13 protein-coding genes are annotated in these 13,916 nt (G+C 44.3%); 6 read left to right on the top strand and 7 right to left on the bottom strand.

Annotated features, from left to right (window positions below):
- Nucleotides 1–91 precede the first annotated feature (91 nt).
- The 4 genes from D1164_RS05420 to D1164_RS05405 all read right to left on the bottom strand — a co-directional run bounded on the left by D1164_RS05420 (nt 92) and on the right by D1164_RS05405 (nt 3,675).
- The gene (locus D1164_RS05420) at nt 92–1,429 is read right to left on the bottom strand and encodes an alanine racemase (protein WP_119348936.1); all 1,338 of its coding nucleotides are present in this window, start codon (nt 1,427–1,429) and stop codon (nt 92–94) included.
- A gap of 3 nt (nt 1,430–1,432) precedes the next feature.
- Entirely contained in the window at nt 1,433–2,479 is a 1,047-nt protein-coding gene (locus tag D1164_RS05415) for an ATP-grasp domain-containing protein (RefSeq protein WP_119348935.1), read from the bottom strand.
- 6 nt (nt 2,480–2,485) lie between these two features.
- Complete coding sequence (locus D1164_RS05410; protein WP_119348934.1) at nt 2,486–2,749, bottom strand: PqqD family protein; 264 nt, start codon at nt 2,747–2,749, stop codon at nt 2,486–2,488.
- 107 nt (nt 2,750–2,856) lie between these two features.
- Entirely contained in the window at nt 2,857–3,675 is an 819-nt protein-coding gene (locus D1164_RS05405; RefSeq protein ID WP_119348933.1) for a hypothetical protein, read from the bottom strand.
- A 162-nt stretch (nt 3,676–3,837) separates the two neighbouring features.
- Here D1164_RS05405 and D1164_RS05400 point away from each other — a divergent pair, with 162 nt between their 5' ends.
- The 4 genes from D1164_RS05400 to D1164_RS05380 all read left to right on the top strand — a co-directional run bounded on the left by D1164_RS05400 (nt 3,838) and on the right by D1164_RS05380 (nt 8,524).
- Nucleotides 3,838–4,395, top strand: a complete 558-nt coding sequence (locus tag D1164_RS05400; RefSeq protein WP_119348932.1) for a collagen-like protein — start codon at nt 3,838–3,840, stop codon at nt 4,393–4,395.
- A 227-nt stretch (nt 4,396–4,622) separates the two neighbouring features.
- Nucleotides 4,623–6,794 carry a DUF5916 domain-containing protein gene (locus D1164_RS05395; RefSeq protein WP_206610929.1) on the top strand — a complete coding sequence of 724 codons (2,172 nt, stop codon included), beginning with the start codon at nt 4,623–4,625 and terminating at the stop codon, nt 6,792–6,794.
- A gap of 142 nt (nt 6,795–6,936) precedes the next feature.
- Nucleotides 6,937–7,872 carry a malate dehydrogenase gene (gene mdh, locus D1164_RS05390; protein ID WP_119348931.1) on the top strand — a complete coding sequence of 312 codons (936 nt, stop codon included), beginning with the start codon at nt 6,937–6,939 and terminating at the stop codon, nt 7,870–7,872.
- Nucleotides 7,873–8,101: 229 nt separating this feature from the next.
- Nucleotides 8,102–8,524 carry an aspartyl protease family protein gene (locus D1164_RS05380; RefSeq protein WP_119348929.1) on the top strand — a complete coding sequence of 141 codons (423 nt, stop codon included), beginning with the start codon at nt 8,102–8,104 and terminating at the stop codon, nt 8,522–8,524.
- A gap of 29 nt (nt 8,525–8,553) precedes the next feature.
- Here the strand turns inward: D1164_RS05380 and yiaK are convergent, their stop codons facing one another.
- The 3 genes from yiaK to D1164_RS05365 all read right to left on the bottom strand — a co-directional run bounded on the left by yiaK (nt 8,554) and on the right by D1164_RS05365 (nt 11,480).
- The gene (gene yiaK, locus D1164_RS05375; protein ID WP_119348928.1) at nt 8,554–9,576 is read right to left on the bottom strand and encodes a 3-dehydro-L-gulonate 2-dehydrogenase; all 1,023 of its coding nucleotides are present in this window, start codon (nt 9,574–9,576) and stop codon (nt 8,554–8,556) included.
- A complete protein-coding gene (locus tag D1164_RS05370; protein ID WP_119348927.1) occupies nt 9,573–10,502 on the bottom strand; it encodes a sugar phosphate isomerase/epimerase family protein in 930 nt (309 codons plus the stop codon). Before D1164_RS05370 ends, yiaK begins: the two co-directional genes overlap by 4 nt.
- Before the next feature lie 111 nt (nt 10,503–10,613).
- Nucleotides 10,614–11,480 (bottom strand): AraC family transcriptional regulator, encoded by an 867-nt coding sequence (locus D1164_RS05365; RefSeq protein ID WP_119348926.1) that lies wholly within the window; start codon nt 11,478–11,480, stop codon nt 10,614–10,616.
- A 106-nt stretch (nt 11,481–11,586) separates the two neighbouring features.
- Between D1164_RS05365 and D1164_RS05360 the strand changes: the two genes are divergently transcribed.
- Nucleotides 11,587–12,618 (top strand): uroporphyrinogen decarboxylase family protein, encoded by a 1,032-nt coding sequence (locus D1164_RS05360; RefSeq protein WP_119348925.1) that lies wholly within the window; start codon nt 11,587–11,589, stop codon nt 12,616–12,618.
- A gap of 48 nt (nt 12,619–12,666) precedes the next feature.
- On the top strand, nt 12,667–13,914 hold the full coding sequence (locus D1164_RS05355) for a DUF6807 domain-containing protein (protein WP_206610928.1): 1,248 nt from the start codon (nt 12,667–12,669) through the stop codon (nt 13,912–13,914).
- Nucleotides 13,915–13,916: the final 2 nt, after the last annotated feature.

The following is a 13,916-nucleotide window of genomic DNA, read 5'->3' as shown; positions in this document are numbered from 1 at the left end:
TTTATCTGCTTGACGTGGCCAGGTACTTTGCATGCTGACAAGTCGAACAACTTTAACCTGTAAGCGCCGTCAGACTAGCTTTATATCTTAATTATTCCGGTTTTACTTCTTTATTTTTTAATGTTTCCAAATCTTCTTTCTTTTTGATTACGTGTGACCTTCCTTCCAAATCGATCAGTACCACATTGGGCCTGTAGGTAATGAACTGCATCCACTGGGTAACATTGTATGCGCCAACGCGCTCAATTACCAGTTGATCTCCCGTTTTTACGTGTGGAAAATTAATGGCGTCCCGAATGACATCAATGTTCATACAGAGCGGACCGTAAATGGTTGTCTCTTCCAGATATTCCGAAGGCGATTTGCTTGGGTACACGCCCAGGTTATACCAAAACGAAGTAAAAAGGAGGTTCACCCCGGCATCGATTACCATGTTGCGGCGCCCCGTAGAAGAGCGTTTGTTTGCCAAAACAGTGGTAAGCAAATACCCGGCATCGTCAATCAGTGCGCGCCCTGTTTCCAGAAATAGGGTCGGCAGGTTTTCGTGCGGTATTTCAGAAGAGATAAGCGCATTGGTGATGGCTTCGGCATAATCATCGAATGTAGGACACGTTTCTGATCCAGGCATGTAGGCGCCTTTCAGCGTATTCTTCGATGCAAAACCGCCCCCCAAATCGATGTATTTCAGCCAGTGTCCAAATTTGCTGTGGGTAGCCACAAGCAGGTTGGCCAGCTTAGTGGCCGCAATAGCATAAGCTGAAGGAGCCATAATATACGTTCCAATATGCGTATGCAGCCCAATCAACTCCAGCCTGTCGGCCAGCATAATTCGGTTAATGGCATTCCAGGCTTCCCCGTTTTCGTAGTTAAAACCGAACCGGTCCCACATCGGATAAATCCCGGTATCCATATTCACCCGGATGGCTACCCGTGCTTTTTTATCAAGCTTTTGCGTAATTTCCATCAACAGGTACAATTCATCGAAATGGTCGATATGAACGCAGGCATTGTGATTAATGGCCAGCGTTAAATCCTTTTCAGACTTTTCCGGCCCGTTAAAAAGAATTTGTGAGCCACTAACACCGATCGCCAACGCTTTTTCAAACTCAAAACCTGAAACCACTTCTGCCCATGACCCCTCATCATGAAAAATATTACAAACGGCATCCAGGTAATTGGTTTTGTACGACCAGGCAAACTGCACCTTCGGGTAGCGTGTTTCAAACGCCTGGCGCGCCTCGGCATACGTATTCCTGATAGTATTTTCTGAAAATACGAATACCGGCGATCCATATTCTTCCATCAATTTTGAAACAGGGATTCCGTCAATTTCAGAAATGATTTTTTGTCTGGCCGGTAGCCCGAATTTACTTGGCACCCCGGCAGTTATTTTACTGATGACCGGCTTTTCATATTTTAATTTCTCCATGGCTCAAATTTCTTTGTTCATTGAAATAGCTGCAAATTTTTCCAAATCGACAATCATATCGTACGAATACCGCACAAACATTTTTCCGATTTTGTATGCCTGCATGGGCTTTACCTCCATCCCAAGGGCCAGTTTTACCAGTGCTTCCGGAATATTCTGACCGGCACCCACTGCCAGGTAAACCCATGCAGGTATCCGCGGGTTAATTTCCACTAAGTAATATTCTCCCGCTCTTGTTTTTATCAGTTCCAGTTCCATCCCCCCGCGCCATTTGGTTTGCCCAATGACAGAACGGGTCAACTCCAGCATTTTTTCATCGGCAAGCGTAATGCCTCCCCAGGCTTTCCCTTTATCGGTAATGTACTGTTTGCGCATGGGAACGGCGCCCACGGTGTTGCCTTTTCCATCGCCGAGCGCCACCACGTTCACTTCTGTGCCCGATACAAACTCCTGGACAATAACCGGCAGGCCCCATTTGGCTGAAATTTTCATAAAAGCCTGTTTTACCTGCTCTTTATTGCCCGCCTGAATAGCGTCATAAAACTGCCCCTTTACCATAACCGGGTAGTCGAACTTATCTTCCATCTCAGTGATTTGCCCCAGGCTACCCAGGTTCAAACTTGCCGGGACCCTGATTCCGTATTTCTTCCCATACTCGGGCAACCGGTGCTTTTCTCGTTCCTGAAACTGCGTCAGGGTAGGCAGGAAAGTTTGGATTCCCTGTTTACGGAGGCGTTCCTCATTTTTCATAAATGAAAAAAGTTCGGCATCGAAATTGGGTACCAATACATCAATTTTCTCCTGTTGATGGATGTATTCAATACGCTCGATAAGTTCATCGGAGCCGGATGACGGGTAAGGAATCTGAAAAATGCGATCGCACAACCCCTCCATATAAATGCCCGGTTCTAAATTTTCATACACCAGACCAATGATGTGCACATCAAAAATATCTGATTCTTTTACCCCCCGGATAAATGGAACCCCGGGGCCGGGACTATCGGTGTTGTTAAGCCCGGTTACCGCCAGCCTGATACGTTGTTTTCCCATGTCAGTTTATTTAAATTCGAGTGGATCGGACTGAACCATAATTTGATGATGTTTCAGCAACGTAAAGAACTCATAAAAATCCTTTTCAAAGGTCAGGTCGTCCACTTCGTATGCTGAAACAAACTCCTTTTTAATTTCATCCAGTTCTTTTCCTTCTGAAATCAATTTTATCAGTGCCAGCCCTGTTGGATTCAGGTTGAACGAGTCGCCTGTTTTCGAATTGAAAACAAACCCGTTTTCACTGATCTTCACTTCCTTTACTATTTCCATTATTTGATGGTATTACTGATTTTTTCTATTGTTCCCCAACGAAATATTTTTCCACCGAATTTAAAGATTTCATTCTAGAAATACATCTAATATTTCATTTAAAAAAATTATAATTCTTCCGTCGTGGTAACGCCGTCGGTAGTAACCGTCGCTACTTTATCGCATTCGCCATTACCATAGTCAATAATTGTTAAACTGCCTTCGGTCACAATCTCGACAACACCGCTTACAGGATAAAAGCACCCGTTTTGGTAAATCAGCGGGTCGGTAATTTCGAAAGTGTATTCTGCTCCGTCGCGGTTTACTCCTGCTCCCGAACCTGTAACCGACCACACATCGTCAAAAAACCTGAACGTGTCATTTCCTTCAATCAACTCGCTGACCTTTTGGCAATCCCACTTCATTTCAGTACCATCGGTGTAAATCAGTTTGCCTCCTGTTACCTCTTTTGAAAAAGTGAGATGTCCTTCATCATTTTCACCGTTGTTTGTAATGGTTTTTACCCCCTCGAGCTTATTGTCATTGAAATAATAGTCTTCAAATACAATCTCCCGGGAAGAGCCCTCATTCCTCCACCAGTCGGAAAGGGTTACATGAATTTTGCCCCTGCGGGTATTTCCTGAAAAGGTTTCACAGTTTTCCTCCCCATAGTCCAGCGTCCAGCTTCGCGGCCAAAAATCTCCGTTTTCGTTCTCATGAATGGTTACATTTAAACAGGTCCACGTTTCCGCTGATTTTAAATCATCTTCATCGCCGCTCGTGATTTCCTCCTCGGATGCTGTGTTAAATGCACTGAAAAGGCTCAAATAATCTTTTGAAATCGTTTTCAGATTTGTACTCTCCACTTCTTCTTTATTACATGAATTCAGGATAACCACTCCGGCTATCATAACCAACATAACAAAAAGTTTTTCTGATTTTCTCATGACTCTATTTTTTTGTGAATAAAAAAACTATCACTCATTCAGACACATTTCAACATAAAAACTTGCGCATCTTAAAAAAAATTGTTCATTTTCCGCCCAATTGGCATCAATGTTGTCTTTTTCGATAACAGAAATCAATTTTTACATTTAAATTTTACAGCTATGAAAACATTAACAGGAATCATTTTTTTATTCGCCCTCGTTGTTTTATCGTCGTGCGAAGGACCTGTTGGGCCTCCGGGACAAGACGGGGAATCATTATTCGGCACAGTATTTCAATTTCAGGATGATTTTACTCCGGAAAACGAATACGCCTTATATTATGAATTTCCACAATCGATCACGGTTTACGAAACCGACGCAGTTTTGGTTTACATCCGGTGGAAACAAGTGGAAGATAATTCAGGTGAAATAGTGGATGTATGGAGATTACTCCCCCAAACGGTAGATCTGGGCGATAAAGGTATATTACAGTACAACTACGATTACACCTTTAACGATGTCGAGATTTTTTTGGATGGTACCGTCGATTTTAATACACTGCCACCCGCTGACACCGATAACCAGGCATTCCGGATTGTGGTTTTCCCGGCCGATTTTATAACCCAAAAAGGGCTGGACATAAACGACTACAATCTAATGATGAAATCGTTGAAGGTAACACCAGATGTAATTCAGAAGATTGATGTGGAAAACAAAAATGAGATTGTTGAGCCATAATAAATGTAATGCTGTATAAACATGCAGCAGTTTTCATATGGTTCTGGTTCTACAACCAGTCTCTTATCTTGACAGGATACAAATTCACCACACACCTGGTTCAAATTGATAATTTGTACTCCCACATCCTGTTTTTCGGGCGTAAATTTTTAAATGGATACTTGTTTAATAGGCTTAATGCAATATCTTTGCGCCCTGTTACTTAAACCAATTAAATTTCTTCAGGAATGAAGGTTTTGGGATTACTTCTATTTGTTTTTGCCGGATTACTGGCAGAAGCAGCGCCATTTAAAAAGTGGAAAAACGATACCATCAACGACACGTACAACAAAGATTTTGTTTACCACGTAAAAAAGACGCAGGGAAGCATTCAGATAGACGGAGTGCTGGATGAACCCGACTGGACAGCGGCGCAAAAAGCCGATGGTTTTTTCCGGGTGCTGCCCATTGATACGGGACTTGCTCTTCAACAGTCGGAAGTGATGATGACTTACGACGAGAAAGCGCTTTACCTGGCTTTTGTATTTCATGATACCATTCCGGGAAAAAGGGTGATGGAATCGTTCCGGCGCGATTTTGCTTTTGGGAATAACGATAATTTCCTCGCTTTTTTTGATACATTCCTCGACCAAACCAACGGGTTTTCCTTTGGTATTTCTGCCTCGGGTGCCAAATGGGACGGCACCATGAGCGACGGCTCGAAAGTCAACCTCGACTGGGATTGCAAATGGGAATCGGAAACGACCCACTCCGACGATCGGTGGGTTTCAGAAATGCGCATCCCCTTCAAGTCCATTCGTTACCCTTCGGCCGGGCAGCGCTGGAATGTAAACTTTAGCCGGCTTGATTTAAAAACCAATGAGAAATCGAGCTGGGCACCTGTACCCCGTCAGTTTCCTACGGCATCACTTGCCTACACCGGCATGATGCGTTTTGCGGAACCCCTGCCAAAATCGAAAATGTTGTTTTCGCTTATCCCTTACGTTTTTGGCGGTTTTGCCAATGACTACGAAGCAGGGACCGGCGCTGAGTACACCAAAGATTTTGGCTTCGATGCCAAAGTAGGCTTCTCTTCTTCCATGAACCTGGACCTGACCTACAACCCTGATTTTGCCCAGGTAGAAGTTGATCAGCAGGTAACCAACATTGACCGGTTCGAACTGTTTTTCCCCGAAAAGCGGCAATTCTTTCTGGAAAACAGCGATCTTTTTTCAGGTTTTGGAGACAATATGGCCACTCCGTTTTTCTCCCGGCGAATCGGGCTGGATGCTCCTGTTTTGGGCGGCGCCCGGCTGAGCGGAAAACTGGGTAACGACTGGCGTATCGGCTTTATGAACATGACGACCCAGGAAACCAGCCAACACCTGGCACGTAACTTCACCGTTGCTTCGGTGCAAAAAAAGGTGTTTGCCCGTTCCAACTTCGGTGCCATATTTGTAAACAAAGAGTACCTCGCTCAGCCAGATACCACCAACCTGTTTAACCGGGTAGCCGGCTTCGATTACAACCTCGCCAGCAAAAACAACGTCTGGAACGGAAAATTTTTCTACCACCGCTCATTTCAGCACGGAAATCCGGATAAACAATTTGCACAAGGTGCCGGACTGGCATACAATACCAAAAACCTTCAGCTTGAACTCATGCAGCGTTCGATCGGAGAAAATTATAAAGCCGAAACTGGCTACATACAACGCACAGGCTACAACTATTTAAGTCCGGAACTGGTATATCTTTTTTTACCGAATAAACGTGTAGTAAGCCATGGCGCTTATCTTGATTTTAAATACTACTTCGATCCTGAGTTTCATAAAACCGAACATGAAAATACATTCAGTTACCAGTTTGAGTTTAAAGACCGCTCCAAATTTATTTTAGGATACCAGGACTGGTTTGTGAAACTGCTGAATGATTTTGACCCCACTCACATTAGCGATCAGGTGCTTCCAGCTGGTTCCGAATATAATTATGGCGGGGTATTCACCAGTTACGAGTCAAGTGCCAGCCGGTTGTTTAAATGGAATGCCGAGGTAGCAAAGGCAACTTTTTTTAACGGCAATATCCAATATGTTCAGGGGCAACTGGGATACCGGTATCAACCCTACATCAATTTTGCCCTAAACTTTAACTACACGGATATTCATCTGCCCATGCCTTTTGAGCGGACCCAATTTTGGTTACTCGGACCTAAACTTGATGTCACGTTTACGGACAAAATCTTTTGGACGACTTTTGTTCAGTACAATGAACAAATCGACAACATGAATATCAACATGCGTTTTCAATGGCGGTACCAGCCCGTTTCAGATATTTATGTAGTTTATACCGATAACTACATCCCCGGAAGCTGGAATTCCCGCAACCGGGCACTGGTACTAAAAGTGACCTATTGGCTAAACTAATGGATGTTTACCAAAACGTTAAACCGCAATGGCATAATACTTTTAATTTTACACGTCGATAAAATCAATTATATTTGGATTTTTAAAAAATGGTGTATTCCAGATTGTTATTATTTTTATTATAATAAACTCATATTCAAAGATGAAAGTAACAGTAGTTGGAGCAGGAAATGTTGGTGCAACTTGTGCACAAATAGTAGCTGAAAAAAACATTGTAAAAGAAGTAATACTGCTCGATATTAAAGAAGGTATCTCAGAGGGTAAAGCGCTTGACCTTTGGCAGACTGCCCCGGTCAACTATTACGATACCCGCCTGGTTGGTTCAACCAATGATTACTCCCAAACGGCCGGTTCGGAAGTAGTTGTTATAACCTCCGGTGTACCGCGTAAGCCAGGGATGAGTCGCGACGACCTCATTTCCATCAATGCAGGTATTGTTAAAAGCGTAACTGAGAATGTGGTAAAATATTCACCAAAAGCTAAAATCATTATTGTTTCCAACCCATTGGATGTGATGACTTATGCTGCATATGCCACTGCCAAAAAACCGAAAAACGAAGTGATGGGTATGGCCGGTATTCTTGACACAGCCCGTTACCGTGCGTTTTTGGCTGAAGCACTCGACGTTTCTCCACGCGACATTCAGGCATTGCTGATGGGCGGACACGGCGACACCATGGTTCCGCTGCCACGCTACACAACTGTTGCCGGAATTCCGGTAACCGAGCTCATCGACATGGAAAAACTCAATGCCATTGTAGAGCGCACCAAAAAAGGAGGTGGCGAGTTGGTAAACCTCATGGGCACATCAGCATGGTATGCCCCCGGATCGGCGGCAGCCCAAATGGTAGAAGCCATTGTGATGGACCAAAAACGTATTTTCCCCTGCTGTGTAAAACTGGAAGGCGAATACGGATTGAATGACATGTTTGTTGGCACACCGGTTAAACTTGGCAAAAACGGTGTAGAACAAGTAATTGAAGTAGCGCTGAACGATGATGAGAAACAACTGTTAAATGACTCGGCCAACGCTGTAAAAGGTGTAATGGATGTTCTGGACGGAATGAATATCCTCTAGAGCTATAAATTATTCTTCCCTTTACAGAAGTATTGGCAGAAAAAATCAAAAGCTATATAACTCAAATATTCAAACGGCTGTTTTCCGAAACAGCCGTTTTTTTGGTTTACTTTGAAAGATAAAACAATCCTGCATTTGTGATTCATGCTCGCAAACAGGTGTATAATTTTAATAAGAGTATTCCCGGTCAATTTTGGGAATACCTTGAAGATTTGACAATAATAATTACATGAAAATAAAGGTTCCTTTACAAATAGTTGAACTGGAAGATGATAATTTTCACCTCGTTGTTTCCGGCTCTTTTTCCAACGGAACAACCGGATACTGGGTGGTGGATACCGGCGCCTCTAAAACTGTTTTCGACAAAAACCTTGAAGAAGGATACGATACATCTGATGAAGAAGCCGACGAGGTGCATACTGCCGGTATAGGAGAAAAACCTATTGAAACGACCATAGCCTACCTGAAACCTTTTTCGCTGGGGAAACTAAAAATTGAAACCCTGAGGGTGGCGCTGCTCGATCTGTCCCACATCAACCAACTTTACTCCCGGGCCACCAATTTGCATATCTGCGGTTTAATAGGCGGCGATTTCCTGATGAAGCACAAAGCAATTGTGGATTACAAGAGAAAAGTGCTTGTACTGCATTAGCGTAGTGCCATGCATCCTTTTTGTGTCCTTCAGTCTTCAAGAGGAAGACTTTGGCAAATCTCCTCCCACACCTTTTTATTTACAGGAATGCCCTTTTTAAGGTTTTCTTTCCGCGTACGGATTGCCCGTTCACCGGGGTAGCGAATCTCAGAATGGCTTTCATCCCGCACAGAACCCTTAAAATCTGAAATGATTTCGTTTATTGTTTTTTCGATTGCCGGAAAATTACTCAGTTTTTCCAGGCTAATGGCAACAAACACCTGCGACACACCATACTCCACTTCCTGTTTGCTGATCTGGTGAGTAGCCAGCCCGCTTGACAAAACAGCTGCCAGAATATCGAGCAGTAAAGATAACCCAGCTCCTTTCCAGTAACCAATTGGCAGGGCCCTAAAAGAATCCAGAATTTCGGACGGCTGATTCGTAAGATTTCCGGCAGAATTGAATCCGCCCGGATAAGGTAGTATTTTCCCCTGTAGTTGGGCCGTTTCCATTTTACCATAAGAAAATTGGGTCATGGCAAAATCGAGCACCACCGCTTCACTGCCAAACGGCACAGCAAAAATCAACGGATTATTTCCCAGCCGGCTGCTTCTGGCGCCCCAGGCCGGCATATTGGCTTCGGTATTGGTCCAACCGATAAATGCAAAACCCTTTTTTGCAGCCTGCCAGCCATAGGTCCCCCCGCGCATCCAATGATTCGTATTGGCAACAGCAACGCAACCCAGCCCGTTGTTATCAGCCAGTTGCATTGCTCTTTCTGTACAAAACATGGCATTCAGCGGCCCCGGCCCAAGATTGCCATCCCACTGCTCCAACGCGCCGGCGGTGTGAACCAGTGTTGGCCCGGCATTCACTTTTACAAAACCGCGTTTAATAAAATCCAAAAACCGGGGAAACCGGTAAACCCCGTGTGAATAAATTCCGTCAAGACTGTTTTCGGCAAAAATACGGGCGCACGTGTCTGCTCTGTCTTCTGAAAATCCCTGGGTTTGTAAAATCTGCCGGAATACGGATTGCATTTCGTTAAACGGAACATTTACTTCTTTCATGGTAAAATGGTTTGCAGTGCTTCTTTTACATTTTTCAGCAGCCGGGGAATTTTTTCAAACGGATCACCTGCCCCCAAAGTTTCCAGCGGAAGGTAACCCCGATAACCGGCCTTTTTAACCAGCTCAAACAATTTTACAAAATCAGTGGGAGTTTCCTTTCCGTCAATCCAAACATTTTCCTTGATTTGCCATGTGACGGCGCGGTGGATATTTTTTTCAATTTCCCGGTACGGATCGTGCTGCCGGTAACTTCCGATATCAAGGTTCAGTCCCAGCCATTCGGAATCTACCATTTCGAAAATACGATCCACATCGTCGGCCGTTTTCAAAAAATCGTTGTGATTCTGCAACGCAATAATTACCCCAAATTGTTGCCCATAATCACAACATTCCCTGATATCTTTAGCCATCCATTCAAAAACCTGGTCGCGCGAAAATCCCTTGTGAGGATTGGTGCCCGCAAAAATGCGGAGATTGGGGATCCCCAGCCTGGCAGCAGCCTCAATCCATTTTTTTATCATTTGTATGTCAGCTTCCCGGGCTTCCGCATCGGGATTGGCAAAATCATTTCGCACACCAGTACCACTGATGTCAAGCCCCAGAAGAAATGCTTTTCGCTTGAACGTATTTATAAATTCATCTGCAGGAGGAACCGGATAGCCGGGAAAGTAATATCCGGTGGGATCGATGGCGTCAAAATTGTACCGGGCACAAAAATTCAGTACATCGAACAAATCAATTGTCCCCTCCCGTAGCGGAGAATTAAACGAATAAACATTCAGACTGAGTTTAAACTTATGCGAAAAAGGCTCTTCCTTTTTTTCACTTTGAATAAAAAAAGGAGTAAGGCCCGTCACAGACAATGCCGGAACAGCAGTTAAGCTTTTAATAAAGCTCCGGCGCGATGTTAATACCGGTTTTTCCATAAAAAATGTATTATCAAACTGAAAAGATGGAAATTACATATTCTTGCGCAAACAACAACTACTTTCTGTAAAAAAACGCTTCACAGGGATTGGCGGATGTTAAGATACATTCTATTTATGAAAATGCCCGAAATATTCGGTGGGTGTCATTTGAGTGTGCCGCTTAAACGTACGGTTAAAGTTGGACAAGTTATTAAAGCCACTCTCAAAACAAATCTGTGAAATAGAAAGTTTCCCCTCAACGATTAGCTTACAAGCATAACTAATACGTAAATCGCATACATACTCCGAAAGTGACTTTCCGGTTTTCTCCTTAAAGAACCGGCAAAAAGCCGAAGGATGAAGGTGGGCAATTTCGGCCACTTGTTCCAGCTCAATTTTTTGCTGGTACCCGGTGGCCAGAAAGTGTAACACCCTGGTCAGGCGGTCATCTGTAAAATCATGTTTCTGAAAATGGTACAACTCCCCGGCAAGCATCCTGAACTGTTCGGTTTTAGCCAGTTCGTGCAGAAGCTGCAACAATAAAATCACACGGTCGAACCCTGAACTTTGGGCAATTTTTATGATCTGCTTCCCGGCTTCTTTTGAAAACGGCGGCGAAAACCGGATGCCTCGCGAGGAGCGTTCAATCAACTCCTGTATAATATGAAATTCAGGATACTGAAAAAGAGGCCCCCGGAACAGATCCTCTGAAAATTGTATCACGATGTAGTTGATGTTCCCGGCACTATCTTCCACATGGTATTTCTCGTCGCTTCGCCAAAAATGCGGAAGGTTGCTGCCCAGCATGGCAAGGTCACCCGGCCCGAACTGTTCAATGTTGTCTGCCACAAAACTGGTCCCTGCTCCTTCAATTACATACAGAATTTCATATTCGCTATGGAAATGCCACGGATAGGTAAAATGAGGTTTCTTCTGCCACTTCACCTTCACTACCGACCGTAGCGGAAAATCAATATGCTCCTGCATTGCTTTCATTCCTCAATATTAGCAAAAACGCTAATTCAGTACAAATCTCTGCAAAAAAAATACTACTCAATACCGCACAGAACCTTTAATTTTGAACGATTTAACAAAAAAAATTATGACGCAAGAACAATGGCAGCTATTGCTGGATACTGTGCAGGGAAAAACACCGCAAAAACCTGTCACAGGTTTTATCATCGACAGTCCCTGGATTCCGGGTTGGGCAGGGGTTTCCGCCCTTCAGTTTTATTCCTCAGAAGAAATTTGGTTTCAGGCGAATAAGAAAGCAGTTGAAACCTTCCCGGACATTATTTTCCTTCCCGGTTTCTGGTCAGAGTTTGGCATGTGCACCGAACCATCGGCCTTTGGAGCCAAAATGGTGTGGGATGAATACAACTTGCCACATGCCTCCAAAATAATCAGCGACATTTCCGAAGCGGGAAAGCTGAAAGTTCCCAACCCCAAAACGGACGGATTGCTGCCATTTGTTATACAACGGCTTTTGAATTACCAAAAACCCATGCAGGAAACGGGGCATGAAATAAAATTTGCCATTGCCCGTGGCCCACTAAACATCGCCTCATTTTTAATGGGCACCACCGAACTGATGACGGGCTTAATGATGGATCCTGAAAACAGCCACAAGCTGCTGAAAACCATAACACAATTTACCACGGACTGGCTCCGGCGCCAAAAGGAAGTTTTTCCCTCCATCGAGGGTATTCTGCTACTGGATGATATTGTGGGTTTTGTGGGCGACGATGAATGCAGAGAATATGCCGTGCCTTATATCAAACAAATTTTTAATGCGTTCGATTCAAAACTAAACCTCTTTCACAATGATGCCCAGGGCCTAATCTCAGCGCCTTACCTGAAAGAAATGGGCGTTAACCTTTTCAACTTCAGCTTTGAACACTCTCTGAAAGAAATTCGCGAACTGGCCGGCCCGGAAGTGGCGCTGCTCGGTAACCTGCCTCCCCGGGATGTACTGGCTGCCGGAACACCGGAACAAGTGCGCGAAGAAACCCGTAAAATGATGAATGAATTCGGAGATAAGAACCGGGTTGTCTGGTCATGCGGCGGAGGAATGCCGCCCAATGTATCATCAGAAAACATCCGGGCATTCAAGGAAACAATTGATGAAACCTAATCCCTCGCAACCTCTCCTTTGGGGCTCGAAGGGCTTAACTTTACAAGGATGAAAATAATACATTTAATGCTCCTGCTATTTTTCTCTTTCGGCCTGTTGGCACAGGACCTGGCAAAAATGACCGTCCACATTGAAGAAGAACAAATCGACGCGCCGGTTTCGATTTCCCTTGATGGGCTAAATTATAATACAGACAACAGTTCTCTTGTGCTTTATGAGATAACAGCAAAAGGTGAAAAATTTGTGCCAAGCCAGCTTGAGCCCGGTCATTCAGCCAGGATTTGGTTTATCCTTGAAGGCATTTCAGCAAAAAACTCTATACGGAATTTCATTCTGAAAAGAGAGGAAGGAGCCCAAAAACAGGAACCGAAGGTGGCCTTGCAAAAAAACCACAAAGACCTCCATTTCAAGGTAAATGAAAAACCGGTTTTAAATTACCGCTTTGCCACCACCTATCCTCCCGAAGGAATTAATCCGCTTTTCAAACGCTCGGGGTTCATTCACCCGCTTTGGTCGCCGGGAGGTGAAGTATTATCACGTATTCAACCGCCCGACCATTATCATCATTACGGAATTTGGGGCCCCTGGACAAAAACCCATATCGGCGAGCGCGAAGTGGATTTCTGGAACCTGATTAAAGGACAGGGTACCGTAAGGTTTGCATCTTTTTTATCGCAGACTGAAGGTGCAGTTTTCAGTGGGTTTAAAGCGTTGCAACAACACATTGACTTTGGTGCACCGGGAGGAGACCAGGTGGCCATGAGCGAGATTCTGGATGTGCGGGTTTGGAGTGTTTCAGAGAAAGTGTGGGTAATAGATTATACCACCACGCTTAACAGTCCGCTACCCGATGGAATTATGCTCGATGCTTACCGCTACGGAGGCGGAATTGGTTTTCGCGCTACCGAAAAATGGCATAAAAACAACTGTTCCGTATTAACCTCTGACGGAAAAACAAGGGCTGATGCCGATGGGTCCTTTGCCCGCTGGTGTATGGTGAAAGGTGAATCAAATACGGAGAAAGGGCAATCCGGAATCCTGTTCCTCAGCCATCCCTCCAACCGGATGCACCCGGAACCCATGCGCGTGTGGCCTCCCGATGCCAACGGCGGACGCGGCGATATGTATTTTGAATTTGTCCCCATCAGACATGAAAACTGGAAACTGGAAGCGTTGCAAGACTATACGTTAAAATACAGAATGATTGTTTTTGATGGCGCAATAGACGCCGCAACAGCAGAAAAATACTGGAATAGTTTTGCCAAAATCCCGGAAATTAACCTGATTAAAAAATAATA

The sequence above is a fragment of the Mariniphaga sediminis genome (assembly GCF_003573545.1).
Taxonomy (GTDB): domain Bacteria; phylum Bacteroidota; class Bacteroidia; order Bacteroidales; family Prolixibacteraceae; genus Mariniphaga; species Mariniphaga sediminis.
This window is presented reverse-complemented; position numbering and strand designations above follow the sequence as displayed.

Coding starts and splice junctions, on each gene's coding strand:
- D1164_RS05405 (WP_119348933.1), bottom strand. CDS start 3,675: ATGAGAAAATCAGAAAAACTTTTTGTTATGTTGGTTATGATAGCCGGA.
- yiaK (WP_119348928.1), bottom strand. CDS start 9,576: ATGAAAGAAGTAAATGTTCCGTTTAACGAAATGCAATCCGTATTCCGG.
- D1164_RS05395 (WP_206610929.1), top strand. CDS start 4,623: ATGAAGGTTTTGGGATTACTTCTATTTGTTTTTGCCGGATTACTGGCA.
- D1164_RS05415 (WP_119348935.1), bottom strand. CDS start 2,479: ATGGGAAAACAACGTATCAGGCTGGCGGTAACCGGGCTTAACAACACC.
- D1164_RS05365 (WP_119348926.1), bottom strand. CDS start 11,480: ATGAAAGCAATGCAGGAGCATATTGATTTTCCGCTACGGTCGGTAGTG.
- D1164_RS05370 (WP_119348927.1), bottom strand. CDS start 10,502: ATGGAAAAACCGGTATTAACATCGCGCCGGAGCTTTATTAAAAGCTTA.
- D1164_RS05380 (WP_119348929.1), top strand. CDS start 8,102: ATGAAAATAAAGGTTCCTTTACAAATAGTTGAACTGGAAGATGATAAT.
- mdh (WP_119348931.1), top strand. CDS start 6,937: ATGAAAGTAACAGTAGTTGGAGCAGGAAATGTTGGTGCAACTTGTGCA.
- D1164_RS05400 (WP_119348932.1), top strand. CDS start 3,838: ATGAAAACATTAACAGGAATCATTTTTTTATTCGCCCTCGTTGTTTTA.
- D1164_RS05355 (WP_206610928.1), top strand. CDS start 12,667: ATGAAAATAATACATTTAATGCTCCTGCTATTTTTCTCTTTCGGCCTG.
- D1164_RS05360 (WP_119348925.1), top strand. CDS start 11,587: ATGACGCAAGAACAATGGCAGCTATTGCTGGATACTGTGCAGGGAAAA.
- D1164_RS05410 (WP_119348934.1), bottom strand. CDS start 2,749: ATGGAAATAGTAAAGGAAGTGAAGATCAGTGAAAACGGGTTTGTTTTC.
- D1164_RS05420 (WP_119348936.1), bottom strand. CDS start 1,429: ATGGAGAAATTAAAATATGAAAAGCCGGTCATCAGTAAAATAACTGCC.